The organism is Micromonospora sp. NPDC005298, assembly GCF_040607375.1.
Classification (GTDB): domain Bacteria; phylum Actinomycetota; class Actinomycetes; order Mycobacteriales; family Micromonosporaceae; genus Micromonospora.
On the sequence record NZ_JBEXGP010000004.1, the window covers coordinates 285,229 to 310,511 of the forward strand.

Consider the following 25,283-nt stretch of genomic DNA (forward strand, 5'->3'; position numbering starts at 1 on the left):
CACCCGTGGTCGATTAGGAGGCTCTAGTGCCCCGTGAAGTTCGGGATGTCGTCTTCGTCGACGGTGTCCGTACCCCGTTCGGCAAGGCGGGTGGCATGTACGCCAACACCCGCGCCGACGATCTGGTGATCCGTTGCATCCGTGAGCTGCTGCGTCGCAACCCGCAGCTGCCGCCGGAGCGGGTCGAGGAGGTCGCCGTCGCGGCGACCACCCAGATCGGTGACCAGGGCCTCACCATCGGCCGCACCGCAGCGCTGCTCTCCGGGCTGCCCAAGACCGTTCCCGGCTTCGCCATCGACCGGATGTGCGCCGGCGCGATGACCGCCGTCACCACCGTGGCCAGCGGCATCGCCATGGGCGCGTACGACGTCGCCATCGCCGGCGGTGTCGAGCACATGGGCCGCCACCCGATGGGTGAGGGCGTCGACCCCAACCCGCGCATCGTCGCGGAGAAGCTGGTCGACCCGTCCGCGCTGGTCATGGGCGCCACCGCGGAGAACCTGCACGACCTGGTCCCGCACATCACCAAGGAGCGCACCGACGCGTTCGCGCTCGCTTCGCAGCAGAAGACCGCGAAGGCGTACGCCAACGGCAAGCTCCAGGACGACCTGGTCCCGATGTCGATCCGCGACGCCGAGGGCGGCTGGGGTCTGGCCACTGTGGACGAGGCCCCCCGGGACACCTCGATGGAGAAGCTCGCCACCCTCAAGACCCCGTTCCGCCCGCACGGCAAGGTCACCGCGGGCAACGCGGCCGGCCTGAACGACGGCGCGACGGCGAGCCTGCTCGCCGACGAGGCCACCGCCCGCGAGCTGGGTCTGCCGATCGCCATGCGGCTGGTGTCCTTCGGCTTCGTGGGCGTCGAGCCCGAGGTGATGGGCGTCGGACCCATCCCGTCGACGGAGAAGGCGCTGCGCCTCGCCGGGCTCAGCATCGACGACATCGGCCTGTTCGAGCTGAACGAGGCGTTCGCCGTGCAGGTGCTCGCCTTCCTCGACCACTTCGGCATCGCCGACGACGACCCCCGGGTCAACCCGTGGGGCGGCGCCATCGCCATCGGGCACCCCCTCGCCTCCTCCGGCGTGCGGCTGATGACCCAGCTGGCCCGCCAGTTCGCCGAGCACCCCGAGGTCCGCTACGGCGTCACCGCGATGTGCATCGGCATCGGCATGGGCGGCACGGTCATCTGGGAGAACCCGCACTGGACGGAGGGCGACAAGTGAAGGCGCCGAACGAGGTCGTCACGAAGGCGCTGCTGCGCCAGGTGAACGTACCGGGGCTGGACCGACCCGCCGCCCTGATCACGCTCGACAACGGCTTCGACCACACCAAGCCGAACACCTTCGGCCCGGCCGGTCTGACCAGCCTGGACGAGGCGATCACCGAGGCGCTCGCCGGCGACCCGGCGTTCATCGCGGTCACCGGCAAGCCGTACATCTTCTGCGTGGGCGCGGACATCGTCGGCCTGCCGCAGCTCGCCGACCGCGAGCAGGCGTTGGAGATCGGGCGGCTCGGTCACCGGGTGTTCGCCCGGCTCAAGGACAGCACCGTGCCCACGTTCGCGTTCGTCAACGGCGCGGCGATGGGCGGCGGCCTGGAGCTGGCGCTGCACTGCCACTACCGGACGCTCTCCGGTGGCGCGGCGGCCCTGGCCCTGCCCGAGGTCTCCCTCGGTCTGGTCCCCGGCTGGGGCGGCACCCAGCTGCTGCCGAACCTGATCGGCATTCCCGCCGCCACCCAGGTGATCATCCAGAACCCGCTGATGCAGAACAAGATGCTCAAGCCCAAGCAGGCCGCCGAGCTGGGCATCGCGGACGTGCTGCTGGAGCCGGCCGACTTCCTGGAGCGGTCCCTGGAGTGGGCCGCCGGTGTCGTCCGGGGTCAGGTCACCGTGACCCGGCCCGAGGTCGACAAGGACATGTGGGCGGGCGTGCTCTACTTCGCCCGGGAGACGCTGAACCAGCGGCTGCACGGCGCGGTTCCGGCCGCGTACAAGGCCCTCGACCTGCTGGAGACGGCGAAGGACGGCGACTTCGCCGCCGGGACCGCCGCCGAGGACGAGGCCCTGGCGGACCTGGTCTTCTCCGAGGAGCTGCGCAGCGGCCTGTACGCGTTCGACCTGGTGCAGCGGCGGGCCAAGCGGCCGGCCGGCGCTCCGGACAAGGGCCTGGCCCGCACGGTCACCAAGGTCGGCATCGTCGGCGCCGGCCTGATGGCCAGCCAGTTGGCGCTGCTGTTCGCCCGTCGCCTCCAGGTGCCGGTGGTGATGAGCGACCTCGACCAGTCCCGCGTGGACAAGGGTGTCGGCTACGTGCACACCCAGATCGAGAAGGCCGTCACCAAGGGCCGGATGGACAAGAACACCGCCGCCAAGCTGTACGGCCTGGTCAGCGGCACGGTCGACAAGAGCGCCTTCGCGGACGCCGACTTCGTCATCGAGGCGGTCTTCGAGGACCTCGGCGTCAAGAAGCAGGTCTGGGCCGAGCTGGAGAAGATCGTCTCCCCGGAGGCGGTGCTCGCCACCAACACCAGCTCGCTGTCCATCACCGAGATGGCCGCGGAGCTGGAGCACCCGGAGCGGGTGGTCGGCTTCCACTTCTTCAACCCGGTGGCCGTGCTGCCGCTGCTGGAGATCGTCCGGGGCGAGCGGACCGACGACGCCACCCTGGCCACCGCGTTCGCGGTCGGCAAGCAGCTCAAGAAGTCGAGCGTGCTGGTCAAGGACGCTCCGGCGTTCGTGGTGAACCGGCTGCTCACCCGCTTCCTGGGCACCGTCTTCGCGGCCGTCGACGCCGGCACCCCGCTGGACGTGGCGAACAGCGCGCTTGACCCGCTGGGCCTGCCGATGCGCCCGCTCGCCCTGCTCCAGCTGGTCGGGCCGGCCGTCGCGTACCACGTGGGCGGCACCCTGCACGCGGCGTACCCGGACCGGTTCGGGGTCAGCGAGAACCTCAAGCGGATCGCCGACTCGGGCCAGCCGATCGTGGTCGACGACCAGGTCAACGACGAGGTCGCGAAGCTGCTCGTGGTCGGCGACCAGCCGCTCACCGAGGAGCAGGTGCGCCAGAACGCGCTCGACGCGCTCGCCCAGGAGATCCGGCTGATGCTGGACGAGGGCGTGGTCGCCGAGGCGCAGGACATCGACCTGTGCATGATCCTGGGCGCGGGTTGGCCGTTCCACCTGGGCGGCGTCACGCCGTACCTGGACCGGACGGGCACGTCCGAGCGGGTCACGGGCCAGCGGTTCCTGCCGCGCGGGGTGGCGAGCCTGCCCGCCTGACCGGTCGCGGTTCCACCGTCGCGGTGGTCGGACCGTCCCTCGTGGACGGACCGGCCACCGCGTTCGCGTGCCGGGCCGGAAGACGGGCGACGCGAGGACCGGTCGTCGGGTTAAGATCACCCGCTTTGCCACCCGAACTTGGAGCTGACCGAATGTCCCAGCCGCCGGCCACACCCTACGGCCCGCCGCACGACTCCCCATCCCCCTATCAGCAGCCGGGGGTGCCGCAGCAGCAGGGCTTCCCCGCCCCGCAGCCGGGCCAGGGGTACGGCGTCCCGAACGCACCCGTCGGCCCGCCGCCGGCGAAGAAGTCGAAGGCCGGCAAGATCATCCTGATCGTGCTGGCCGTGGTGCTCGTGCTCTGTCTCGGCGGCGCGGCGATCACCTGGTTCGCGGTCAAGGACGAGGTGGGCGACGTCGTCGACGCCACCAAGACCCGGGTGGTCGCGCCGGCCACCCTGGCCGGCCGGGCGAAGAACGTCGACCCGCAGTTGCAGACGATCGCCGACCAGATGATCACCGAGCTGAAGGCCGGGGTGCAGAACGAGACGAGCACCGTCGGCGCGTTCTACGGCGACCCGACCAAGCAGGACCTCATCATGATCACTGCGGTGTCCGGGGTGATGGCCGACCCGAAGAAGGAACTGGACGAGGCCGTGACCGGGCTCTCCGGCGAGCTGGCCGTGAACAACATGGCGCCGGTCGAGCCGGGTCCGCTCGGTGGTGACGCGCGCTGCGGCGACGGCAAGGCCGAGGGCGTGCCGCTCGGCGTCTGCGTCTGGGCCGACCGGGGCAGCGTCGGCCTGGTGGTCGTGTACTTCAAGACCGCCGAGCAGGTGAAGGCCGAGTTCGCCACGATCCGGGGCCAGATCGAACAGCGCTCCTGACCGGAGACGACCGGGGCCCCGGCCACCCTCGGGTGGCCGGGGCCCCGCGCCGTACCGCTGCTCGCCGTCAGGCCCCCGGGAAGTACGCGTTCAGCTTGCCGCGCAGGTGGGCAGCGTAGATGAACCCGAGGCCCGGGTTGCCGCGGAAGGCCGCTGCCGCGCCGGTGCGGGCGTCCACCGCCACCGGCCGCGCCAGCGCGGCGAACTTCAACCGCTGCTTCTCCCGCGCCCACGCCGCGGCGGCCGGCTCGACCTCGGCGCCGACCAGAGCGGGGAGAACCGCCACCCCGTTCTGGAAGCCACGCAACTGCCCCTTGCGGGCCAGCACGTAGTCCATCGCCGAGGTGCTGAACGCCTCCAGGCCGGCGGCCGTCACCACCGTCGCCGGAGCGGCGATCGTGAACAGGTGCAACTTGGTGGCCATCCACCGCATCCTGAAGTCGCCCCGGTAGCCGATCAGCACCGGCGTGCCACCCCAGTCCTCGGTCCGGACCTCGCAACCATCGGCCCGCAGCCGCTCCCCGGTCGCGGTGAGGTACGCCCGCACCGGTTCGGTCGCTGTCGTGTCCATCTGCCACACACCCTTCAGCCCGCTGTGGCCGCTCATCTAACAGCACCGGGCGCGGGCCCCGCCACCCCGTCGATCATGGGCCGACGGGCTCCCGTTCGGCGGCGCTGCGCAGGACGCAGAACTCGTTGCCCTCCGGGTCGGCGAGTACCACCCAGCCGGCACCGTCCGGCCGGGTCTGGTCGTCGACGAGCGTCGCGCCGATGCCGAGCAGCCGCTCGACCTCCTCGGCCCGGGTGCGGTCGGCGGGTTGCAGATCCAGGTGCAGCCGGTTCTTCACCGTCTTGCCCTCCGGCACGGCGAGGAAGAGCACCTCCGGACCACCCGGCGGCAGGAGCATCGCCTCCGGGTCACCCGGGAAGTCGTCGGGCTGCCGGGGGCAGTCGAAGACCTGCGACCAGAAGCCGGCCAGGGCGTACGTGTCGGAACAGTCGATGCTGATGTTGTGGATCGTCGAACTCACAGTTGGTCCTCCACAGTGGTGGTGTCGACACGTTCCCCGGCGCTGCGTACGACGCAGAACTCGTTGCCCTCCGGGTCGGCGAGTACCGCCCAACCCGTACCGTCGGGGTGCCGTCGGTCGGCGACCATGCTGGCTCCGAGGCCGAGCACCCGCTCGATCTCCTCGTCCCTGGTCCGGTCGACGGGTTCCAGGCAGATGTGGAGCCGGTTCTTGGTCACCTTGTCCTCCGGTACCGCCTGGAAGAACAGGTTCGGGGTGGCGTCGTCCGGCGGCAGCAGGGCCGCCTCCGGGTCACCCGGGACGTCCCCGCCGTGCCGGGCGTACCCGAGCACGCTGGCCCAGAAGCCGGCCAGGGCGTACGTGTCGTGACAGTCGAAACTGATGCTGCGGATCCGTGGATACACGGGTGTTCCCTCCGTGGTGCTGGATGGGGACGCTCCGCCTCGGGGACGTCAGCCGGCGAGGACCCGGGGCGCGGAGCCAACAGTGGTGGACATCGACGCACCCCCTTCGATCGTGAGCTGACAGCGCGATCTTGTCATCGGCCCGGCGTGCCGCGCAACCCCGTTCAGCCGGCGGCGGTCACCGCCGGGGCGTCCGCCGACGGCAGGGTCACCGTCACCTCCAGACCACCGCCGGACTGCGCGATCACGCGTACCGTGCCGCCGTGCGCCGTGCAGACCGCCCGGACGATGGAGAGCCCCAGGCCGGAGCCACGGGCGCCGGTGCGTTCCCGCCCGCCGCGCCGGAACGGCTCGAACAGTCCCGGCACGTCGGCCTGGTCCACCTCGAAGCCGGTGTTGCCGACCACCAGCCAGGAGCGGTCGCCGTCGGTGCCGGTGCGCACCCAGAGCCGGCCGTGCAGGTGGTTGTAGCGGACCGCGTTCTCGATGAGGTTGCCGGCCAGCCGGTCGAGCAGCCCCGGGTCGCCGACCACCGGCGCGGACTCCAGCGACGTCTGCACCCGCAGGCCGATCCGCTCCACCTCGCGGCGCATCGCCGACAGCGCGTTGGCGGTTCCGGCGGCCAGGTCACACTCGGTACGCCGGCCCAACTGCCGCCCGGCCTGCGCCTCGCTGCGCGCCAGCACCAGCAGGGCGTCCACCAGCCCGTTGGCCCGCTCGGACGCGTCGCGGACCACAGTGGCCATCCGGCGGTACTCGGCGGCGTCCGCGTCGTCGTCGCTGAGCGTCACGTCGATCTCGGTCCGCATGACGGCGAGCGGGGTCCGTAGCTCGTGCGAGGCGTTCGCCACGAACCGTTTCTGCGCCTCGAACGCGGACGCGATCCGGTCCAGCATCGCGTCGAACGTCTTGGCCAGCTCGGCGACCTCGTCGTCGGCGCCCGAGTAGCCGATCCGCTGGTCCAGGGTTGCCTCGCCGAGCCGTTGCGCGGTGGCGGTGACCTGGTGCAGCGGACGCAGCGCGCGGCCCGCCACCGCGTACGCCCCGGCCACCCCGACCACGCTGATCGCCAGCAGCGCGACCAGGCCCTTGGCCAGCAGCTCCCCGGAGGCGGAGTCGACCAGTTGCCGCTGCCACTGGGCCGCGTCCAGGGACCGGCCGTCGGAGAGCACCACAGTCGTGCCGGGCAGCAGTTCGTCGGTCGGTCGCAGGGCGTCCCGGACCAGCAGCCAGGCCAGCAGCACGAGGATCGCACCCGCGCCGACCAGCAGCACCCCGTTGAGCAGGGTCAGCCGCAACCGCAGGGTGGGCCGCAGTCGGCGGCTCACGCGCCGACCTCGGCGGTGCGGTAGCCGGCGCCGACCACCGTCTCGATCAGCGGTGGATCGCCGAGTTTCTTGCGCAGCGTCATCACGGTGACCCGGACGATCGTGGTGAACGGGTCGGTGTTGGCGTCCCACACCCGCTCCAGCAGCTCCTCGCTGGAGACCACCGCCCCGCGCGCCTTGAGCAGTTCGCTGAGCACCCCGAACTCCTTGTTGGTGAGGTCGACCGGCACACCGGCGCGGGTGGCGACCCGACGCGCCGGGTCGAGCACCAGGTCGGCCAGTTCGAGCACCGGCGGCGCCGCCGGGGTCGCCCGCCGGCCCAGCGCCTGGACCCGGGCGACCAGCTCGTCGAACGCGAACGGCTTGGGCAGGTAGTCGTCCGCTCCGAGCTGCAACCCCTCCACCCGGTCGGCGACCGTGCCGCTCGCGGTGAGCATCAGCACCCGGGTCAGCGCGCCGGAGGCGGCCAGGTCGGCGCAGATCTGGTCGCCGTGCACACCCGGCAGGTCGCGGTCGAGCACCACCACGTCGTATCGGGTGACGAACGCCGCCTCGTGGCCGGCGTCGCCGTCGTACGCCACGTCGACGGCCATTCCCCGCTTGCGCAACCCGCGCGCGATCGCGTCGGCGAGGTTGCGCTCGTCCTCCACCACCAGTACCCGCATCCCCGGCCTCCTCGCTGCTGACCACCGACAACCTAGTGCCGGCCGGCAACAATCGTGCCTCGCCGTCCGCGCCGGTCGGCGTTGCGGGCGAGGTCGGCGTACGCGATGCTGTCCGGCGGCACCGAGCGACGGACGGAGCTGGCATGACCATCGCGGCACCACCGACCCGGCGGGACATCGCCTACCGTGGTTTCCACCTCCCGGCGGACACCACCGCCGGCACCGTGGACGAGCGGGGCAGGTGGACGACACCGCCGGTGCGGGTCGGCTTCGCCGTCGCCGAGGTGGTGCCGTCGTGGACCGCCGAGACGCCTGACGGCTGCTGGATCGAGGTCGAACTGCGTGGCTGGCACGGCGAGGCTCCCGCCACCGGCTGGTACCTGCTGGCCCGCTGGGCGGCCGACGACCGGACGGTACGCCGCACCTCGATACCCGGGCAGCGCGACGGCGACGCCGCAGTCGACACCGACACCCTGGTCGTGACCGGTGCGATGGTCACCGGCTGGCAGGCGCGGGTGACCCTGTGCCGACCCGCCGACAGCCCGACCGGCCCGGTGCTGCGCAGCATCGGCGCGGTCGCCACCGGCCCCGCGCTACCCGGCCCGACCGGCACGCCGGAGCCCACCTCGCCCGCTGCCCGTGGACGGGTGCTGGACGTGCCCCGCTACTCGCAGCGGCTGCACGCCGGCCAGTACCCGCAGTGGGGTGGGGGCGGCGACTCCTGGTGCAGCCCCACCTGCACCTCGATGGTGCTCGCCTACTGGGGTCTCGGGCCGACGGCGGAGCACTGCTCCTGGGTGCAGCCGCCCGGCCCACGGCCGGTGGTGGTGCACGCCGCCCGGCACTGCTACGACCACGAGTACGCCGGCGCCGGCAACTGGCCGTTCAACACCGCGTACGCCGGGCTGCACGGGGTGGACGCGTTCGTCACCCGGCTGCGGTCGCTGGCCGAGGCGGAGGCGTTCGTCGCGGCCGGCATCCCCCTGATCGTCTCCGCGGCCTTCCGGGCCGACGAGGTGCCGGGGCTGGCCTACGACACCAGGGGGCACCTGATGGTGCTTGTCGGCTTCACCGCCGACGGCGACCCGGTGCTGAACGACCCGTACGCGCCCGACGACGACGCGGTGCGCCGGACGGTGCCCCGGCAGGCGTTCGAGGCGGTGTGGCAGCGCGGCAGCGGCGGCGTGGCGTACGTGCTGCGGCCCGCGTCGGTGCCGCTGCCCCCGCCACCCGCACAGGCCAACTGGTGATCAGTCGGACCACCGGAACAGCTGGTAGGAGCCGTTCACCCGTTGGCACAGCAGCCAACTGACGCTCGCCTGGCAGTTGCCGGCGGCCTCGGGCAGCACGTCCAGGGGGCGGGCCTCCCCGGCGCGGGCGTCCAACCGCGTGACGTACAGCCCACCGGCCGGATGCCGACGCACCCCGATCAGTGGGTCGCCGAACCCGGACTGGGCCAGCTCCCACCGGCCCAGCCCGGCCACCTCCCGGCCGGTCGTCGGGTCGAGCACGACGAGCTCCTCCAGTCGGGTGCCGGAGCTGTTCGCCGTGCTGGCCATCAACCGGCCGTCGTACGGGAAGACCCACGTCCAGCGGTCGGTGTGCCACCGCGGTTGGCCGGTGGCGGCGTCGACCGCCCGCAACCCCACGCCACCGACGTGCAGACACAGGACCGGGCCGCAGCCCAGGGCGAACTCCGCCCGCTCGGCCGGGATGCTCCAGCGCCGGTCCAGCCGGTCGAGCCCGTACGCGGTGATGGTGGCCGGGGTCCCCGCGATGGTCACCAGCAGGTCGCCACCACCTGCATGACCCCTGGCCAGCCGCTGCCGGGTGGCCGGACGTCGGCGCGGGCCAGCACGGCGCCGGTGCCGGCGTCACGGACCTCGACCGGGCCGTCCGCCTGCTTGAGCACCACCCGGTCCGCCCCGTGCCCGCCGTACCGGAAGCTGACCTGCGCGTCCGTGGTCATCTGCCAGCGCACGGTGCCGCAGCAGGGGTCGAGGGCCCGCAGACCGAACGGCTCGTCACCGCCGCCGTCCTGCATCAGCACGGTCCCGTCGGCCAGCTCGACCGGGCTGCCCGGCTGCTGCCACTGGTACGCCCCGGTGTCCCGGTCGAATGCCACGGACAGGGTGCCCTGCCCGGGCATGGTGCTCTCGTGGACGGTGGCCAGCAGCACCCCGCCCACCGACGAGACCCCCCAGGCCCGCCCCTGCACCGGCACCGGCGTCTGCCACAGCAACCCGCCGTCGGGCAGCCGGAACGCGCGCAGCGTCCGCTGGGTGGGCTGCGCGGGGCTCGGGTCGAGGACCACGAACAGGTCACCGGCGAGCAACGTCTCGGCCGCGAGCCCCGCCGGGATGTTCACCACGTCCCGCCGGGGCGGCAGCCCGGCGGAGGCGAGGGTGGCCAGCAGGAGCAGCAGCACCAGGGCGCACCGCAGTGGCCGGCCGGCGGACCGGGGCGGGCGGGGCAGCGGGTCGGCGTCCGAGGTGTGCCGCAGCTCGCCGAGGTCGATCAGCGGCCCGGTCACGGCCGCAGCCGCCACAGCGCGGTCGAGCCGTCGAGGCGCTGGCACAGCAGGGTCGGCAGGGACGCCTGGCAGTTGCCGACGACGCCCGGGAGCACGTCGATGATCCGGGACCGGCCGGCCACCAGGTCCAGTTCGGCGACGACCAGCCGCCCGTCGTCCAGCGGACGCACCCCCACCAACGGGTCGTCGCGCCGCAGGGTCGGCACCAGGTTCCACCGGCCCAGCTCGGCCCGCTCCCGCCCGGTGGCCGCGTCCCGCGCCGCGTACCGCTGGTCCGGGCCGGCCACCAGCAGCCGGCCGTCGCGGACGTCGGCGAGCGTGTCCCGGCCCTGGTCCGACCAGCGCACCGCGCCGGTGGCCGGATCGAGCACCTGGAGACCGCCGGTCTGCTGCAACGCGCAGAGCAGACCCGCACAACCGATGACGTACGACACCAGCGGCACGTCGGCCGTCCACAGCGGATCGAGTCCGGGCAGGCGGTGGCCGACCAGCCGGGTGCCACCGGGCGGTACGAGCAGCAGCAGGTCGTCCACGACCTGCACCCGCTGGTACGCCGACCGGTCACCGGGCAGTGTGTCGATGCTGCGCAGCAGGTCACCGGTGCCGGCGTCGTGCACCTGCACCTCGCCGGTCGGCTGCACGAGCACGAACCGGTCGACCCGGCCGCCGCGGAGGTGGTAGGTGGGGTTGCCGGGCGGCGGGATGGACACCGACCAGAGCAGCCGACCGCTGTCCGGGTCGACCCGGCTCATCGCACCGTCCCGGTCCGCCATGTCGTCCATCAGCAGCAGGCCACCGTCGGCCGTCGGCTGGGGAATCCCCGGATGCCGCCAGCGCTGCCGACCGGTCCGCTGGTCGAAGGCGGTGGTCTGGAACACACCGTCCTCGGCGCTGACGCCGGTGGCCAGCACCACCCCCTGTTCGGCCCGTACGCCGAGGTAGTCGCCGGCGCGGGGCAGGGGCGCCCGCCACCGCCGGGGCACGCCACCACCCGGCGTCGGCGCGGCGAACGACGTCAGGTACCGGTCCCCTCTGGGGGTGGGCGGGTCGACGACGAAGACGCCGTCCGCCGCAAGGTACGCCGCGGCGGCCCGGGTGGCCGGCACCGGGCTGACCGTCCGGCCCGTCGCCGGTGCCGCCCCGGCCAGCACGACCAGGGCCAGCAGCAGCACCGCGGCGCTGCGCAGCGGACGACCGGCCGCGCGTGGCCGGCGGACCGGCCGCGGCGGAACGTCCCCGTCCCTGACCTCGCCCAGCTCGATGATCGACACCGATCGTCCTTCCGTCACCGTGGCGGCCGCCCGGCCGGGTGTTCCGGCAAACCCGACGGTGGGCACACCGGCCCGGCAAATGCGACGCATCCCCGCCTGTACGATGGCGCGTCGTGGCTGTGCCGGTGGTAGACCCCTCGCTGAATCCCGTAACCGACGCCGACCCGGTCGAGGTCGAGCCGACACGGCGGCCTCGACGCCGACCCGCCCGCGCCGATCTCGTGGCCCTCGGAGCCTATGTGGTGCTGGGCGTGTTCGTCTGCCTCAACTACTGGGGTGACGTGACCGGCCGGGTCTCCTCGCACCTGCCCACCGACCACAGCTGGTTCGAGTGGCTGTTCGCGCACGGCGCGTACTCGGTGCGGCATCTGGAGAACCCGCTGTTCACGGCCCGGCAGAACGCCCCGGACGGGGTGAACATGATGGCCAACACCTCGCTGCTCGGGGTGACCCTGCCGCTGGCGCCGCTGACCATGTTGCTCGGCCCCCAGGTGATGTACGCGCTCTACCTGGGCGGGGCCCTCGCCGCCACCGCCGGCACCGCGTACTGGATGCTCTCGCGCCACCTGGTGCGTTCGCGGGCGGCGGCGTTCGTCGGCGGCGCGTTCCTCGGCTTCGCGCCGGGCATCATCCACCACGCCAACGGCCAACCCAACTTCGTGTCGAACTTCCTGCTGCCCCTGATCGTGGTGCGGGTGCTGCGCCTCGGCGAACCGGGCCGGTGGCGGCGCAACGGGCTCGTGCTCGGGGCGCTGGTGACGTACCAGATCTTCATCAACGAGGAGATGCTGCTGCTCACCGCGCTGGCCTGCCTGGTCGTCGTGCTGGCGTACGCCGTGCAGCGGCCCGCCGCCACGCGGGCCGCCGCCGGCACGTTCCTGGCCGGCCTCGGCGTCGCCGGCGGGCTGGCGCTGCTGCTGGCCGCGTACCCGATCTGGTTCCAGTTCAACGGCCCGCAGTCCTACCGGGGCCTGCAGGGTGGCGTCTTCCACAACTGGGGCGAGGACCTGGTCGCGTTCGTGACCTTCGCCCGGGACACCTGGGCCGGCGACCCGGCGGTGGAGAAGACGATCGGGTTGACCGAGCAGAACACCTGGTTCGGTTGGCCGCTGGTGCTGCTCTCGGTGGTGGCCCTGGTGCTGCTCGTCCGCCGGTCGCTGCCCGCCCGGATCGTCGCGGTGCTGATCGTGGTCTTCACCGTGGCCGCGATCGGGCCGGTGGTGCGCTTCAACGGCGTCGAGACCGACGTGCGCGGCCCGTGGTCGTACGTTCCGGACGACCTGCCGCTGGTCGAGATGATGATGCCGACCCGGTTGACGCTGGTCGTCGCCGCCGCGGTGGGCGTACTGCTCGCGCTGATCTGGGACGCCGCGTCCCGGCAGGGTCGTCCCGCCGCCGGGGCGTCGCGGGTGCCGGCGCAGCGCACGGGCGAGCCGGCTGTCGCGTCGCGTCGGCGGTGGCTGCGTCCGGTGGGGTACGCGGCGGTCGCCCTCGCCGTGCTGCCGCTCCTCCCCCGGCCGCTGCCCGCCCAGCAGGTGGAGCCGCCGCCGCACTTCATCACCGCCGGCGGGTGGCGGCCGTACGTGCCGGCGGGCCGGACGCTGGTGCCGGTGCCGGTCCCGAGCAACGTGCACGGCCTGCCCACGCTGCGCTGGAGTGCGCTGACCCGGCAGGAGTTCCCCGTTCCGGGCGGCTACTTCATCGGCCCGAACGAGCTGGGCGAGGGCGTCTTCGGGGCGCCGAACCGGCCGACCAGCACCCTCATCTACTCCACGATGGACAAGGACGCGGTCCCGGCGCTCACCGACGAGAACCGCCGCCAGGCCGTCGACGACCTGCGCTACTGGCGGGCATCGGTGGTGGTGCTCGGGGCGCACCCGCGCGAGGCGGTGCTGCGTGAGCTGGTCACCGCCCTGATCGGGCCGCCGCAGCGGGTCGACGACGTCTGGGTGTGGGACGTCCGCGCGCTCGTGGGTTAGACGCTGCCCCGCACGTCCCACACCCAACCGCCGTCGACCGGACGGCCGGGGCCGAGCAGGTCGTCGACGGTCCGGCGCAGCGGGTCGCCGTGCGTCGACGGGCCGAGCACCACGAGCGCGGCCCGCCAGTGCCGCAGGTCCTCGACGGCCCGCCGGCGGTCGGTGTCGGTGAGCACCGGCACCACTCCGCTCTCGGCCACCGCGCGCAGCAGCACCGACGTGGGCCGGTCCGGCGCGCCCCAGCGGGCCGTCGGGTCGTCCGGGGCGGCCGGCCCGATGAAGTAGCCGCCCGGCGCCGCGAAGGCGAGCCCGGTGCGGGCGGACCAGAGCATCACCGGGCTCCGCGCCGCGCCGGTGACCGGGGGTACGGCCACCACCGTCCGGCCGGGCGGCACCAGCGCACGCCACCCGCCGTCGGCGACGAAGCCCGGCACCGGCGGGACCGGCACCACCCGGATCGGTGTCGGAGCCAGGGGCAGCAGCGCGGCGGCCACCGCCCCGGCCCACAGCAGCCGCACCGGCAGTCCCGGCGCGGCCGACAGCCGGCGTACCGCCCGGACCCGGTCCACCGAGAGCGCCACGAGCACCCCCAGCACCGGTACGCAGACCAGCGCGAACCGGGCCGGCACCGCGAGGTCGAGCAGCGGCAGGCCGGCCACCAGCCGGTACGGCCCCGGAATGCCGGTGGCGGTGCCGTCCACCCGGAGTTCGGTGCCGAGCGACAGCAGGGCGAACACCAGGCCGCAGACGGCCAGCGCGCGGACCAGCGGCCGTCGCCACAGCCAGATCACGATCACCACGGCGAGCACCAGCAGCCCCGGACCGAAGAACGAGTTCTCCTCGGTCGGGTTCGGCGAGAGCAGGCCCGGCAGCCAGTCGTCGCCGAGCACGGTCTGCCGGGCCGACGCGGTGAACGACGCCGCGTCCAGTTGGAAGGCGTGCGCGGCGAAGGCCATCCCGGCGTAGTGCTGCGGGCCGCGGAACTGGAACCACAGCGGGTACGCCAGCAGCGCCGCCGCCAGCACGGCCGCCACCGCGAGTCGCCCGAACAGCGCCGGCGCGTGCCGCCGGGCGGCCGAGCGGTCGGCGAGCGCCCAGCCCAGCGCGAGAACCCCGGCGGCGAGCGCCAGGAAGACCAGCACCTCCTCGCCGATGAAGACCTGCCAGACGACGAGCAGCCCGAGGCCGACGCCGGACCGCCACACGGGCCCGTTCGCGGGACGGAACACCAGCGCGAGGATCGCGGGCACCAGGAACTGCGCGGCGATGTGCAGGTGCGCGCCCGCCTGGGCGATCATGCCGGGGGCGAACCCGCAGATCAGGCCACCGACCGCCGCCGCCGACCGGGCGCTGACCAGTCGACGGCGCAGCAGCGCGTACCAGGCGGTCGCGGTGCCGGCGAGGCAGCAGACGACCGCCACGCAGAACGCCACCTGCGACCCGAACAGCAGCGTGACCGGGGTCAGGGGCACACCCAGGCCGAGCACCGACGTGTTCGCCATCAGGTTGACCCCGTCCGGCGCGTTCAACGCCGTGCTGTAGAGCGGGTTCTCCCCCTCGACGACGGCGTGTGCCGCGTGGGCCAGCATCCACTCGAAGAGGACCTGGTCGCCGGCCTGGTGGAACAGCCGCCATGGGTGGCCCCACTGCCCGCTGGTCAGCAGGACGGCCAGGCCCAGATAGCCGGCCACCACCACCGCGTCCGCGAGCCAGGCCGGCCGGGACCGCCTCGTCGGCGCCGGGGCCACCGTCGCGGGGGACGCCGTCCCGGTGACCATCAGACCGAGCGGTCGGTCAGCGTCCGGACGTCCCACACCCAGACGTCCAGCTCCTGGCGGCCGGGGCCGACCAGGTCCTCGACGGCACGTCGCAGCGGTTCGGCGTTCTGCTGGCGGACCGGCAGCACCAGGATGGCGGCCCGCCAGTGGCGCAGCTCGTCGGTGAAGCGGCGGCGCTGCCGGTCGTCGAGCTTCGGCGTCCGGCCGGTGGTGGCCACCTCCTCCAGCAGCTGGCCCACCCCGCTGGGCCGGCCGCCGAACCGCCCCGGGTCACCGGTGTTGCCGTTGCGCGGGGCGAGGAAGTAACCCCCCGGGATCTTGAAGTCGAGGTTGGTGGCCGCCGCCCAGCGCATGCCGTGCGTGTTGCCCATGCTCGGCACCGGGATGGGCACGAGAGTCTGGTCCGGGCCCACGTACTCCCGCCACCGGTCGGCGGTGATGAAGTCCGGCACCGGCGGCCGGGACACCATCCGCAGCGGCATCGGGGCGATCGGCAGCAACGCGAACGCCAGGCCGGCGGCGGTGAGCGTCCGGACGGTGCGCCGGTCGGCGGGGCGCAACGCCCACGCCCGCTCGACGGCGAGCGCGAGCAGCAGGCCGATCACCACGCTGGTGATCAGGCCGAACCGGGTCGGGACGACCGCGTCCAGCAGTGGCAGGTGCACCAGCAACCGCCACGGGCCGCTGATCAGCTCCCGGTCCCACCAGGAGATCCGCTCGCCGAGGGAGAGCACGGCGAAGAACACGCCGGTGGCCGCGAGCGCCCGGACGACCAGTTCCCGGCGCAGCCAGACCACGATCCCGATGGCGAGCAGCGACAGGCTCCACCCGAAGAAGGCGTTCTCCTCGGAGTAGTTGGGCGCGAGGTTGATGTTCGCCCGCTGGTTGCCGCCCAGGGTGGGCGAACCGGGCGCGAAGAAGGCGGCGATGTCGTTGCCGTAGTCCTGTACCGCGTCGCTGAGCCCGTGGTACGCCATCGGTCCGGCGAACTGCACGTACAGCGGGTACGCCAGCAGCGCCCCGGCCAGCAGCGCGCACACGGCCAGGCCGGCGCCCAACGGCCGCCAGGCCGCCGACCAGCGGGCCGGTTCCTGGACGAGCACCGCGATCAGGAACACGCCGCAGGCCAGGGCCGTGAAGAGCAGGATCTCCTCGTTGACGAACGCCTGCGCGGTGACCAGCAGGGCGAGCAGCGCGCCGTCGCGTACCGGCCGGGTCGACCGGGTCAGCACCAGCACCCGCCAGACGATGAACGGCAACAGGAACTGGCTGATGATGTTCGGGTGCCAGCTGGCGTGCGACAGCATCGCCGGGGAGAACCCGCAGAACCAGCCGCCGACCGCCGCCGCCAGCGGGTTGCGGACCAGGTGGCGGGAGAGCACGAGGTACCAGGCCAGGGCGGTGCCGGCGAGGCCGAGCGTCACCAGCACGACGAAGGACACCGCCGGCCCGAAGAGCAGCGTCACCGGCACCATCGGGATGCCGAGCGCCAGCACCGCCGTGTTGGCCATCAGGTTGACGCCGTCGGGGTAGTTGAACTGCTCGGTGTAGAACGGGTACTCGCCGTGCAGCACCACACGGACCGAGTGGGCGAGGAAGAACTGCACCTGGGCCGGGTCGCCGGTGTAGAGCGAGGCCACCCGGCCGGCCGGGTCCAGCCAGATCCGGCTGGTCACCCAGACGGCGGCGAGCAGGAACAGGCCAGCCACGGCGAGGTGCTGCCGTCCCCGGGTCCACCGACGCCACCCGCCGGCGCCCGGCACCTCGTCGTCGGCGTCGGCCGGCACCTCGACGTCGATGTCCGACGGGGTGTCGACCGGCGGCGGCGTCGGTGCGGCCGGGGCGTCGACGACGTCCACGGAGGCCTCGGCCGGCACGGCGGACGTGCCGACGCGACCGGCCGGCCTGGCGGTCGGAGTGCGGTAGCTCACCGTCTCGTCGAGGTCGTCGAGGCCGCCAGCCGCCTCCGGGTGCGGCGCGGACAGGGCGCGGGACTCGGCAGGCGTCACAGTCGGCGGAGTCTACCGGAGCGACGAAAAGGCACGAAAACCCCGGTGGCGTCCACTGTGGAGGATGCGGCGGCGACCACCTGAGGTTCCGGGCCGGACATCTCGTACTATGGCGCTTTCCGACAGCGACGGCGAGGCGATCGGGGGCGGACCAGGTGACTCCAGGCCGTCGGCACGGCAGGGCGCTCACCGTCCTGCTGGGCGTACTGCTGGCCGCGACGGCGTGCGGTCCGGTCGCCGACCGTCAACCACGGGACCTGCGGGTCGGGTACGACAGCCTGGACGGCTCCCTGGCGGTGTGGCCGCCCCGGGGCGACCTGGCCGGTGACACGGCGTCGACGGCGGCGGTCACCGACGCGGTACGGGACTGGCGTTCACCGGCCGACGACCGGGCGCACCTGCCCTCGTCCGGCATCCTCTTCTCCGGCCGGGTCGACGGCGCGCCGGTGGCCCTGGTCGCCGCCGACGTACCCGGCGAGAGCGCCTCCTGGCTGCTGCAACTCACCCGCGACGGGGACAAGTACGCGGTCACCCGCGCCTCGGAGTACACCGATCCGGGCTACCTGGTCTACTCCGACGTGCTGCCGGTGCAGACCGCTGGCGGTCGCCGCTATCTGGTGTCCGCCCGGGTGCAGACGCTGCTCGGGCCACAGGGCCGGGCGCTGACCGTGGCCGACGGTCTCAGCGCGCCCGTCGACGTGCCGGCCTGCGCGGCGGTGCCGGTGACCGCGACCCTGCGGGCCACCGAGTCGCTGCCCCGGGGGCGGGCCGCCGACCGGCTGCTCGACCTGGGCACCGGCACCGTCGACCCGCGCTACCCGCTGGTCCGCGACGAGTCCGGTGCCGGTCGGCGCGCCCTGACCGGTCTGGACACCTGCGTGCTGGCCGGTGACCGGGGTCCGTTCGGCAGCATCCCCCGCCGGGTCGGCGACCGGGACGCGCCGCGCTCGGTGCCGACGTCCTGGCCGATGGCGAAGCTGACCGTCCGCTCACTCGGTGAGGTCGCCCTCGGCGGCGGCGAGGCGGCCGAGTTGCAGCAGCTGAGCTGGGACACCGACGCCGGCACGATGACCGCCGTGATCTACCGGCCGGCGGACGGGAGCGCGCCGGTGGTCTCGCCGGCCGACCGGGCCACCCCGTTGCAGACCTACCAGCTGCCGGTGCCGGGGCAGCCCCTGGTGGTGCTCAGTTGGCGGGCCACCCGGGACAGCTCGCTGTCCGTGCCGCCCGGAACGCCGCTGCTCGTCGAACGCCCCGGCCTGGTGGTCGTCCCCGAGCCCACCCGCACCCAGACGTACAGCCTGGCCAACACCGACAAGACCCACTACCGCTCGATAACCCCCCGCTGACCCCCGCGAGGGACGGGCAGGCCCGAGGACGGGAACGGCGGGCGGCCCACAGGGACGCCCGCCGTTGCCGTGTCGTGGGTCAGTTCTGTGCGGCCGCGTCGCTGGGGGTGAGGCGGTCCGGGGTGGCGTCCAGGCCGGAGATCCAGCCGGTGACGTTGCGGGCCACGTCCTGCGCCGTCAGGCCCAGGTCGGCGAGGATCTGCGCGCGGGTGCCGTGCGGGTGCCAGTCGGCCGGTACACCCAGGTCCTTGAGCGGCACCCGGACGTCGGCGTCGCGCATCGCCTGGGCGAGCGCGTCGCCCACCCCGCCGACCCGGACGCCGTCCTCGACGCTGACCACGAGCCGGTGACGGGCGGCCAGGTCGACCAGCTCCGCCGGGACCGGACGCACCCAGCGCGGGTCGACGACGGTGACGCCGTAGCCCTGCTCGGCGACCCGGGCGGCCACCTCCATGCCCAGTTGGCCGAAGGAGCCGACGGCGACGAGCAGCACGTCGGTACGCGCCGACTCGGCCAGCACGTCGACCGGGCCGACCCGGCGCAGCGCCGGCAGGTCCGCGGCGACGGTGCCGGTCGGGAAGCGCACCACGGTCGGGCCGTCGTCGACAGCCAGCGCCTCACGCAGCTCCTCGCGCAGGGTGGCGGCGTCGCGGGGTGCGGCGATCCGCAGACCGGGCACCACGCCGAAGACCGACATGTCCCAGATGCCGTAGTGGCTCGGGCCGTCCGGGCCGGTGATGCCCGCCCGGTCCAGCACGAAGGTCACCGGCAGCTTGTGCATCGCCACGTCCAGCAGAACCTGGTCGAAGGCGCGGTTGAGGAAGGTGGCGTAGACGGCGACCACCGGGTGCAGACCGCCGAGCGCCAACCCGGCCGCCGAGGTGGCGGCGTGCTGCTCGGCGATGCCCACGTCGTACACCCGCTCGGGGTACTTGCGGGCGAGCTTCGCGATGCCTGTCGGCTCGGCCATGGCGGCGGTGATGCCGACCACGTCCGGCCGCTCGTCGGCGACGGCCAGCAGCTCGTCGGCGAAGACGTGCGTCCACTTCACGGCCGGGGCGGCCAGCAGCGCGCCGGTCTCCACGTCGAAGGCGCCGCCGGGGCCGTGCAGGCAGTCCGCCTCGTCCTCCTCGGCGGGACGGTAGCCGTAGCCCTTGCGGGTGACCGCGTGCACGATCACCGGGCCGCCGAAGTTCTTCGCCGCGCGCAGCGCCGCCTCGACCGCCGCCACGTCGTGCCCGTCGACCGGGCCGACGTACTTGATGCCCAGGTCCTCGAACATGGCCTGCGGGGCGACCGCGTCCTTGATGCCCTTCTTGACGGCGTGCAGCACCTCGTACATGGGCTTGCCGACCAGGGGGGTGGAGCCGAGGGCGTCCTTGACCGTGTCCAGGACCTTCTCGTAGCCCGGGTTGAGGCGCAGCGAGGACAGGTGGTCGGCCAGACCGCCGATGGTCGGCGAGTACGACCGGCCGTTGTCGTTGACCACGATCACCAGCGAGTTGCCGGCGGTGGCGATGTTGTTCAGCGCCTCCCAGCACATGCCGCCGGTGAGCGCGCCGTCGCCGACCACGGCCACGACGCTGCGCGCCTCGCCCCGCAGGGCGTACGCCTTGGCCAGACCGTCGGCGTAGGAGAGCGCGGTGGAGGCGTGCGAGTTCTCGATGAGGTCGTGCTCGCTCTCCGCCTGGCTGGGGTAGCCGGAGAGGCCACCGCGCTGGCGGAGCTTGTCGAAGCCGGCCTGACGCCCGGTGAGGATCTTGTGTACGTACGCCTGGTGGCCGGTGTCGAACAGGAGCCGGTCGCGGGGGGAGTCGAAGACGCGGTGCATGGCAAGCGTCAGCTCGACCACGCCGAGGTTGGGCCCGACGTGCCCGCCGGTGCGGGAGACCTTCGCGATCAGGAAGTCCCGGATCTCCGCGGCGAGTACGTCCAGTTCCTCGCCCGACATCCGCTTGACGTCCTGCGGACCGCGGACCGTCCCCAGCAACCGGCCGTGGTTGGCCGTGTCCTCTTCAACGCTCATGACCGGAGAGTCTATCGGCCGCCCGGTACTCCGCAGTCCGACCCGAGCCACCCGGGCCACTCCCGACGGCTGAGCGCCTGCTCAGAGACGGATCCGCAATCGGCTCGGCGGGGTGGCCGGTGCGCCGGGGTACGCCGGACCGGCCGGGGTCCACGAGCCGAGCACGACGCCCCGGGCGGCCCCGGTCACCGACGGGATCGATCCGGGCAGGCCGTGCCAGGACAGCCAGCCGAGCAGCGCGAACGCGTACGCCTCCTTGGCCTGCGCGGGCACGCCCAGCTCGTCGGTGCCACGCAGCCGCCACCGGCCGGCACCCAGCGCGGCGAGCCGCCCCAGCAGGGTGGGGTTTCGCACACCGCCGCCGGCCGCGATGACCTCGACCACACCGTGCCTGTCGCACTCGGCGGCGACCACCCGCGCGGTCAGCTCGGTGAGGGTGGCCAGCAGGTCGTCCACCGGCACCGGCTCGCCGAGCGCGGCGAGGTGCCGGTCCAGGTAGCCGGCGTGGAACAGCTCCTTGCCCGTGGACTTGGGTGGGGCCGCCGCGTAGTACGGCTCGGCCAGCAGCGCGGCGAGCAGCCCCGGGTGCACCCGGCCGGCCGCCGCCCGCGCGCCGTCGAGGTCGCACGGCTGGTCCAGGAGGCGGCGGGCCGCCGCGTCCAGCAGGGCGTTGGCCGGACCGACGTCGTACCCGAGGACCGGCGCCCCCGGCGCGACCACCGTGAGGTTGGCGATGCCGCCGAGGTTCAGCGCCGCGCGCGGCCCGGCGCCGCCGTCGAGCAGCAGCGCGTCGAAGGCCGGCACCAGCGGCGCGCCCTGCCCGCCGGCGGCGATGTCCGCCGAGCGCAGGTCGCTGAGCACCGGTACGCCGACCCGGGCGGCCACCCGGGCCACGGCGCCCAGTTGCAGGGTGCCCCGGGCGGTCCCGTCGGCCACCCAGTGGAAGACCGTCTGACCTGGCGAGACCACCGCGTCGACAGGCCCACCGGCGAGGTCCACGCCGACGGCCGCCGCGTCGGCGAAGACCTCGCCGAGGCGGTTGTCGAGCCGGCAGACGGCCTCGATGGTGGTGGCCGCCGGCGGCAGCAGCGCGGCGATCTCGGCGCGCAACCCCTCGTCGTAGTCCAGGCCGCGGTGTCCCAGCGGCCGCAGCCACAGGGTGTCCCCCTCGACGTCGAACTCCGCCGCGACGACGTCCACGCCGTCGTACGACGTGCCCGACATCAGGCCGACGACGCGCATCAGCGCCCGGTCGCCGGGAGCAGCAGCCCGACGCACTCGACGTGCTGCGTCATCGGGAACAGGTCGAAGCCGCGCAGCGCGGCCAGCCGCCAGCCCAGCTCGGCGAAGGTCCGCACGTCCCGGGCGAAGGCCGCCGGATCGCAGGCCACGTACGCGACCGCCCGCGGGCCGGCGGCGGCGAGCGCGCGCACGACCGGGGCGCCGGCCCCGGAGCGGGGTGGGTCGAGCACCACCACGTCGACCGGGCCGGTGATCCGTCGGCGGGCCAGCGCGGTCTCCACCCGGGCCGACACCACCTCGACGTGGCCCAGGTCGGCCAGGTTCCGCCGGGCGGCGGCGACGCCCTGCGGCGCGGCCTCCACCAGGGTCACCCGGCCGGTCGCGCCGACCCGGGTGGCCAGTCCGGCGGCGAACAGTCCGGCCCCGCCGTACAGGTCCCAGGCCCGCTCGCCCGGCTGCGGGTCCAGCAGCTCCAGCACGGCCGTGGACAGCGTGTCGGCCGCCGCCGGGTGCACCTGCCAGAACGCGGACGCGGGCAGCGTCCAGTCCCGTCCGGCGGCCACCTCGCGGACCTCGGCGGGCCCGCGTACCGGGGCGGACACCCCGTCGTGAACCTCGGCGACGGTCACGTCGCCGCCGGTGCTGGCGACGGTCTCCACCGCGTCGGCGTCGGGCCAGCTCGCCCCGGTCGGGGTGAGCACCGGGAGCTGCTGGATGGCCGGGTGGGCGATCCGGCACCTGTCGATCGGCACCACCTCGTGCGAACGGTGCTTGAGCAGGCCGGCGCGGTCCGCGGCGTCCACCGCGTACCGGACCCGGGAGCGCCAGCCCAGCAGCCCGCCGGGCAGCGCCTCGACCCGGACGGCGAGCCGGTCCAGTTCGTCGTCGCCCAGCCCACCGAGGCGGGCCAGCTGCTCGCGCACCACAGCGGTCTTCCAGGCCAGCTGGGCGTCCGGCGCGACGTGTTGCAGGTCACAACCGCCGCAGGCGCCCGGCCTCGCGTACGGGCAGGGCGGCTCCACCCGGTCCGGCGAGGCGTCCAGCACGGTCACCGCGTCCGCCCGGACGAACCCCTTGTGCACCTCGGTGACCTCGGCGATCACCCGCTCGCCGGGCAGCGCGTGCCGGACGAAGACGACCTGCCCGTCCACCCGGGCCACGCAGTGCCCACCGGGCGCGACGGCGTCCACGGTCAGTTCGACGCGTTCGGCCTCGGCGAGCCCGCGCTCCGACGTCGCGGCACCGCCAGGTCCCGGCTCAGTCACGGTCGGCCCCGCCCCGGTCGGCCGGTCCACCGGCACCCGGAACGCCGTCGCCGGACGGCGCGGAGACCACCGCCGGCGCGTCCGCGGACGCCGTGCCGCGCAACCCCATCCGGGGGCCCCGCGCCGGGGTACGGGACAGCGTGGCGTCCAGCCGGTCCAGGTTCTTGCTCGCCGTCGAGGCGAGCTGCCACGGCACGCTGACCACCATCACCCCCGGTTCGAAGAGCAGCCGGCCCTTGAGGCGCAACGCGCTCTGGTTGTGCAGCAGGTTCTCCCACCAGCGGCCCACCACGTACTCCGGGATGAAGACCGTCACCACGTCGCGGGGTGACTTGCGGCGGGTGGAGGCGACGAAGTCCAGGATCGGCCGGGTGATCTCCCGGTACGGCGAGTCGATCACGGTGAGCGGGATGGCCATCTCCCGCCGCTCCCACTCGGCCTGCAGATCCCGGGTGTCCTCCTCGTCCACGTTGACCGTCACGGCGGTCAACGTGTCCGGCCGGGTGGCCCGGGCGTACGCGATGGCCCGCAGGGTCGGCTGGTGCAGCTTGCTGACCAGCACGATCGCGTGGTTACGGGCCGGCAGCACGGCCCGGCCCTCGTCCGGTGGGGTCAGCTCGACGGCGATCCGGTCGTAGTGCCGGCGGATGGCCAGCATCAGCAGGTAGATCACCGCCATCGCGGCGATCGCGATCCAGGCGCCGAGCAGGAACTTGGTGACCAGGACGATCACCAGCACCGTTCCGGTCAGCCCCATCCCGAAGGTGTTGATGGCCCGGGAGCGGTGCATCCGCTGCCGCGCCTCGGGGTCCCGCTCGGTGCGCAGCCGCCGGTTCCAGTGCCGGATCATGCCGGCCTGGGAGACGGTGAACGAGACGAAGACCCCGACGATGTAGAGCTGGATGAGTCGGGTCACCTCGGCCTGGAAGCCGACGATCAGCACGATCGCGAAGAGGGCCAGGAAGGTGATGCCGTTGGAGAAGGCCAGCCGGTCGCCCCGGGTGTGGAACTGGCGGGGCAGGTAACGGTCCTGGGCGAGGATCGAGCCGAGCACCGGGAAGCCGTTGAACGCGGTGTTCGCGGCCAGGAAGAGGATCAACGCCGTCATCCCGGCGACCACGTACAGCAGGATCGAGCCGGACCCGAAGACCGTCTCGCCGAGCTGGGTGGTGACCGTCTTCTGCACGTACCCCTCGGGTCCGGAGACGATCTGCAGGGCCGGGTCCTCGACGAACTGGAGGTGGGTCAGCCGGGCCAGCCAGATGATCCCGACGAGCAGGCTCACCGCGATCGCGCCCAGGAGCAGCAGCGTCGTGGCGGCGTTACGGCTCTTGGGCGCCTTGAACGCCGGCACTCCGTTGGAGATCGCCTCGACACCGGTGAGCGCGGCGGCGCCCGAGCTGAACGTCCGCAGCAGCAGGAAGATCAGCGCGAAGCCGGTCACGCTGTGCTCGGCCTGGATGACCAGGTCGGCGCTCGGCGCCCGGAGGTCGTCACCGAGCACGAAGACCCGGAACAGGCCGGTGAGCAGCATCCCGCCCATCACGATGACGAAGCCGTAGGTGGGGATGGCGAACGCGGTGCCCGACTCGCGGAGCCCCCGCAGGTTGACCGCCGTCAGCAGGACGACCGCGATCACCGCGATGAGGACCTTGTGGGTGGCCACGAACGGCACCACGGAGCCCAGGTTGGCCACCCCGGAGGAGACCGACACCGCCACCGTGAGCACGTAGTCGACAAGCAGCGCGCTTGCCACCCCGACACCGAACTTCGGCCCCAGGTTGACGGTGGCCACCTCGTAGTCACCCCCACCGGAGGGGTAGGCGTGCACGTTCTGCCGGTAGCTGGCCACCACCGTCAGCATCACCACGACCACCGCGAGGGCGATCCACGGCGAGAAGACGTACGCCGAGGCGCCGGCGATGGAGAGGGTCAGCAGGATCTCGTCGGGCGCGTACGCGACGCTGGACAGAGCGTCGGACGCGAACACGGGCAGCGCGATGCGCTTTGGCAGGAGGGTGTGCTGGAGCCGGTCGGACCGGAACGGTCGACCGAGGAGGAGCCGCTTCAGCAGCGAGGTGGGACTGGCCACGAACGCCAAGGGTACGACCACCACGTCGGGAGCGCGGGGGTGGGCGATCGTGACCGCCGCGCGGCACGGGGTACGGTCGGTCCCCGCCGCGCACCCGGACGTGGCAGGCTCGCATCGAGAGGCCACCGGCAGCGGGAGCGGTAC

General features: G+C 73.5%; 20 protein-coding genes. 6 read left to right on the top strand and 14 right to left on the bottom strand.

Features of this window, described 5'->3' with window-relative positions; genetic code table 11:
- The first annotated feature begins 26 nt into the window (after nt 1-26).
- The 3 genes from ABZS77_RS11985 to ABZS77_RS11995 all read left to right on the top strand — a co-directional run bounded on the left by ABZS77_RS11985 (nt 27) and on the right by ABZS77_RS11995 (nt 4,167).
- Nucleotides 27-1,223 (top strand): thiolase family protein, encoded by a 1,197-nt coding sequence (locus ABZS77_RS11985; protein WP_354821193.1) that lies wholly within the window; start codon nt 27-29, stop codon nt 1,221-1,223.
- Nucleotides 1,220-3,280, top strand: coding sequence for a 3-hydroxyacyl-CoA dehydrogenase NAD-binding domain-containing protein (locus ABZS77_RS11990; RefSeq protein ID WP_354821196.1), 2,061 nt, complete (start codon nt 1,220-1,222; stop codon nt 3,278-3,280). The genes ABZS77_RS11985 and ABZS77_RS11990 overlap by 4 nt, the downstream gene beginning before the upstream one ends.
- A 221-nt stretch (nt 3,281-3,501) precedes the next feature.
- A complete protein-coding gene (locus tag ABZS77_RS11995) occupies nt 3,502-4,167 on the top strand; it encodes a hypothetical protein (protein WP_354821199.1) in 666 nt (221 codons plus the stop codon).
- Nucleotides 4,168-4,234: 67 nt separating this feature from the next.
- Here the strand turns inward: ABZS77_RS11995 and ABZS77_RS12000 are convergent, their stop codons facing one another.
- The 5 genes from ABZS77_RS12000 to ABZS77_RS12020 all read right to left on the bottom strand — a co-directional run bounded on the left by ABZS77_RS12000 (nt 4,235) and on the right by ABZS77_RS12020 (nt 7,595).
- Nucleotides 4,235-4,738: a levansucrase gene (locus tag ABZS77_RS12000; protein WP_354821202.1), complete on the bottom strand. Its 504-nt coding sequence runs from the start codon at nt 4,736-4,738 to the stop codon at nt 4,235-4,237.
- 73 nt (nt 4,739-4,811) lie between these two features.
- The gene (locus ABZS77_RS12005; protein ID WP_354821205.1) at nt 4,812-5,198 is read right to left on the bottom strand and encodes a VOC family protein; all 387 of its coding nucleotides are present in this window, start codon (nt 5,196-5,198) and stop codon (nt 4,812-4,814) included.
- Complete coding sequence (locus ABZS77_RS12010; protein WP_354821208.1) at nt 5,195-5,602, bottom strand: VOC family protein; 408 nt, start codon at nt 5,600-5,602, stop codon at nt 5,195-5,197. The genes ABZS77_RS12005 and ABZS77_RS12010 overlap by 4 nt, the downstream gene beginning before the upstream one ends.
- A 164-nt stretch (nt 5,603-5,766) precedes the next feature.
- Nucleotides 5,767-6,930, bottom strand: coding sequence for a HAMP domain-containing sensor histidine kinase (locus tag ABZS77_RS12015; protein WP_354821211.1), 1,164 nt, complete (start codon nt 6,928-6,930; stop codon nt 5,767-5,769).
- Nucleotides 6,927-7,595 (bottom strand): response regulator transcription factor, encoded by a 669-nt coding sequence (locus tag ABZS77_RS12020; protein ID WP_088951539.1) that lies wholly within the window; start codon nt 7,593-7,595, stop codon nt 6,927-6,929. The genes ABZS77_RS12015 and ABZS77_RS12020 overlap by 4 nt, the downstream gene beginning before the upstream one ends.
- Before the next feature lie 143 nt (nt 7,596-7,738).
- Between ABZS77_RS12020 and ABZS77_RS12025 the strand changes: the two genes are divergently transcribed.
- A complete protein-coding gene (locus ABZS77_RS12025) occupies nt 7,739-8,845 on the top strand; it encodes a peptidase C39 family protein (protein ID WP_354821214.1) in 1,107 nt (368 codons plus the stop codon).
- On the opposite strand, the gene ABZS77_RS12030 is transcribed toward ABZS77_RS12025, so the two are convergent.
- The 3 genes from ABZS77_RS12030 to ABZS77_RS12040 are packed head-to-tail and all read right to left on the bottom strand — an operon-like array spanning nt 8,846 to nt 11,399.
- Nucleotides 8,846-9,379 carry a hypothetical protein gene (locus tag ABZS77_RS12030; RefSeq protein ID WP_354821217.1) on the bottom strand — a complete coding sequence of 178 codons (534 nt, stop codon included), beginning with the start codon at nt 9,377-9,379 and terminating at the stop codon, nt 8,846-8,848.
- A complete protein-coding gene (locus ABZS77_RS12035; protein ID WP_354821220.1) occupies nt 9,376-10,128 on the bottom strand; it encodes a PQQ-binding-like beta-propeller repeat protein in 753 nt (250 codons plus the stop codon). Before ABZS77_RS12035 ends, ABZS77_RS12030 begins: the two co-directional genes overlap by 4 nt.
- The gene (locus tag ABZS77_RS12040; protein WP_354821223.1) at nt 10,125-11,399 is read right to left on the bottom strand and encodes a PQQ-binding-like beta-propeller repeat protein; all 1,275 of its coding nucleotides are present in this window, start codon (nt 11,397-11,399) and stop codon (nt 10,125-10,127) included. The genes ABZS77_RS12035 and ABZS77_RS12040 overlap by 4 nt, the downstream gene beginning before the upstream one ends.
- 125 nt (nt 11,400-11,524) lie before the next feature.
- Here ABZS77_RS12040 and ABZS77_RS12045 point away from each other — a divergent pair, with 125 nt between their 5' ends.
- The gene (locus ABZS77_RS12045) at nt 11,525-13,378 is read left to right on the top strand and encodes a hypothetical protein (RefSeq protein ID WP_354821321.1); all 1,854 of its coding nucleotides are present in this window, start codon (nt 11,525-11,527) and stop codon (nt 13,376-13,378) included.
- On the opposite strand, the gene ABZS77_RS12050 is transcribed toward ABZS77_RS12045, so the two are convergent.
- Both ABZS77_RS12050 and ABZS77_RS12055 read right to left on the bottom strand, forming a co-directional pair.
- The gene (locus tag ABZS77_RS12050) at nt 13,375-15,156 is read right to left on the bottom strand and encodes a hypothetical protein (RefSeq protein ID WP_354821226.1); all 1,782 of its coding nucleotides are present in this window, start codon (nt 15,154-15,156) and stop codon (nt 13,375-13,377) included. The genes ABZS77_RS12045 and ABZS77_RS12050 overlap by 4 nt on opposite strands.
- Nucleotides 15,156-16,919, bottom strand: a complete 1,764-nt coding sequence (locus ABZS77_RS12055) for a hypothetical protein (protein WP_354821324.1) — start codon at nt 16,917-16,919, stop codon at nt 15,156-15,158. The genes ABZS77_RS12050 and ABZS77_RS12055 overlap by 1 nt, the downstream gene beginning before the upstream one ends.
- A 440-nt stretch (nt 16,920-17,359) precedes the next feature.
- On the opposite strand from ABZS77_RS12055, the gene ABZS77_RS12060 reads away from it, so the two are divergent.
- Nucleotides 17,360-18,514: a hypothetical protein gene (locus ABZS77_RS12060; RefSeq protein WP_354821327.1), complete on the top strand. Its 1,155-nt coding sequence runs from the start codon at nt 17,360-17,362 to the stop codon at nt 18,512-18,514.
- A 79-nt stretch (nt 18,515-18,593) separates the two neighbouring features.
- On the opposite strand, the gene dxs is transcribed toward ABZS77_RS12060, so the two are convergent.
- The 4 genes from dxs to ABZS77_RS12080 all read right to left on the bottom strand — a co-directional run bounded on the left by dxs (nt 18,594) and on the right by ABZS77_RS12080 (nt 25,139).
- A complete protein-coding gene (dxs, locus tag ABZS77_RS12065) occupies nt 18,594-20,540 on the bottom strand; it encodes a 1-deoxy-D-xylulose-5-phosphate synthase (RefSeq protein ID WP_354821229.1) in 1,947 nt (648 codons plus the stop codon).
- 81 nt (nt 20,541-20,621) lie between these two features.
- Complete coding sequence (locus tag ABZS77_RS12070; RefSeq protein ID WP_354821232.1) at nt 20,622-21,818, bottom strand: anhydro-N-acetylmuramic acid kinase; 1,197 nt, start codon at nt 21,816-21,818, stop codon at nt 20,622-20,624.
- The gene (locus ABZS77_RS12075; protein ID WP_354821234.1) at nt 21,782-23,047 is read right to left on the bottom strand and encodes a class I SAM-dependent RNA methyltransferase; all 1,266 of its coding nucleotides are present in this window, start codon (nt 23,045-23,047) and stop codon (nt 21,782-21,784) included. The genes ABZS77_RS12070 and ABZS77_RS12075 overlap by 37 nt, the downstream gene beginning before the upstream one ends.
- Nucleotides 23,040-25,139, bottom strand: coding sequence for an APC family permease (locus ABZS77_RS12080; protein WP_354821237.1), 2,100 nt, complete (start codon nt 25,137-25,139; stop codon nt 23,040-23,042). Before ABZS77_RS12080 ends, ABZS77_RS12075 begins: the two co-directional genes overlap by 8 nt.
- Nucleotides 25,140-25,283 lie beyond the last annotated feature (144 nt).

Bases quoted from the DNA above. Each gene is read 5' to 3' on its own strand.
- ABZS77_RS12000 (WP_354821202.1), bottom strand. From the start codon at position 4,738: ATGGACACGACAGCGACCGAACCGGTGCGGGCGTACCTCACCGCGACC.
- ABZS77_RS12020 (WP_088951539.1), bottom strand. From the start codon at position 7,595: ATGCGGGTACTGGTGGTGGAGGACGAGCGCAACCTCGCCGACGCGATC.
- ABZS77_RS12025 (WP_354821214.1), top strand. From the start codon at position 7,739: ATGACCATCGCGGCACCACCGACCCGGCGGGACATCGCCTACCGTGGT.
- ABZS77_RS12050 (WP_354821226.1), bottom strand. From the start codon at position 15,156: ATGGTCACCGGGACGGCGTCCCCCGCGACGGTGGCCCCGGCGCCGACG.
- dxs (WP_354821229.1), bottom strand. From the start codon at position 20,540: ATGAGCGTTGAAGAGGACACGGCCAACCACGGCCGGTTGCTGGGGACG.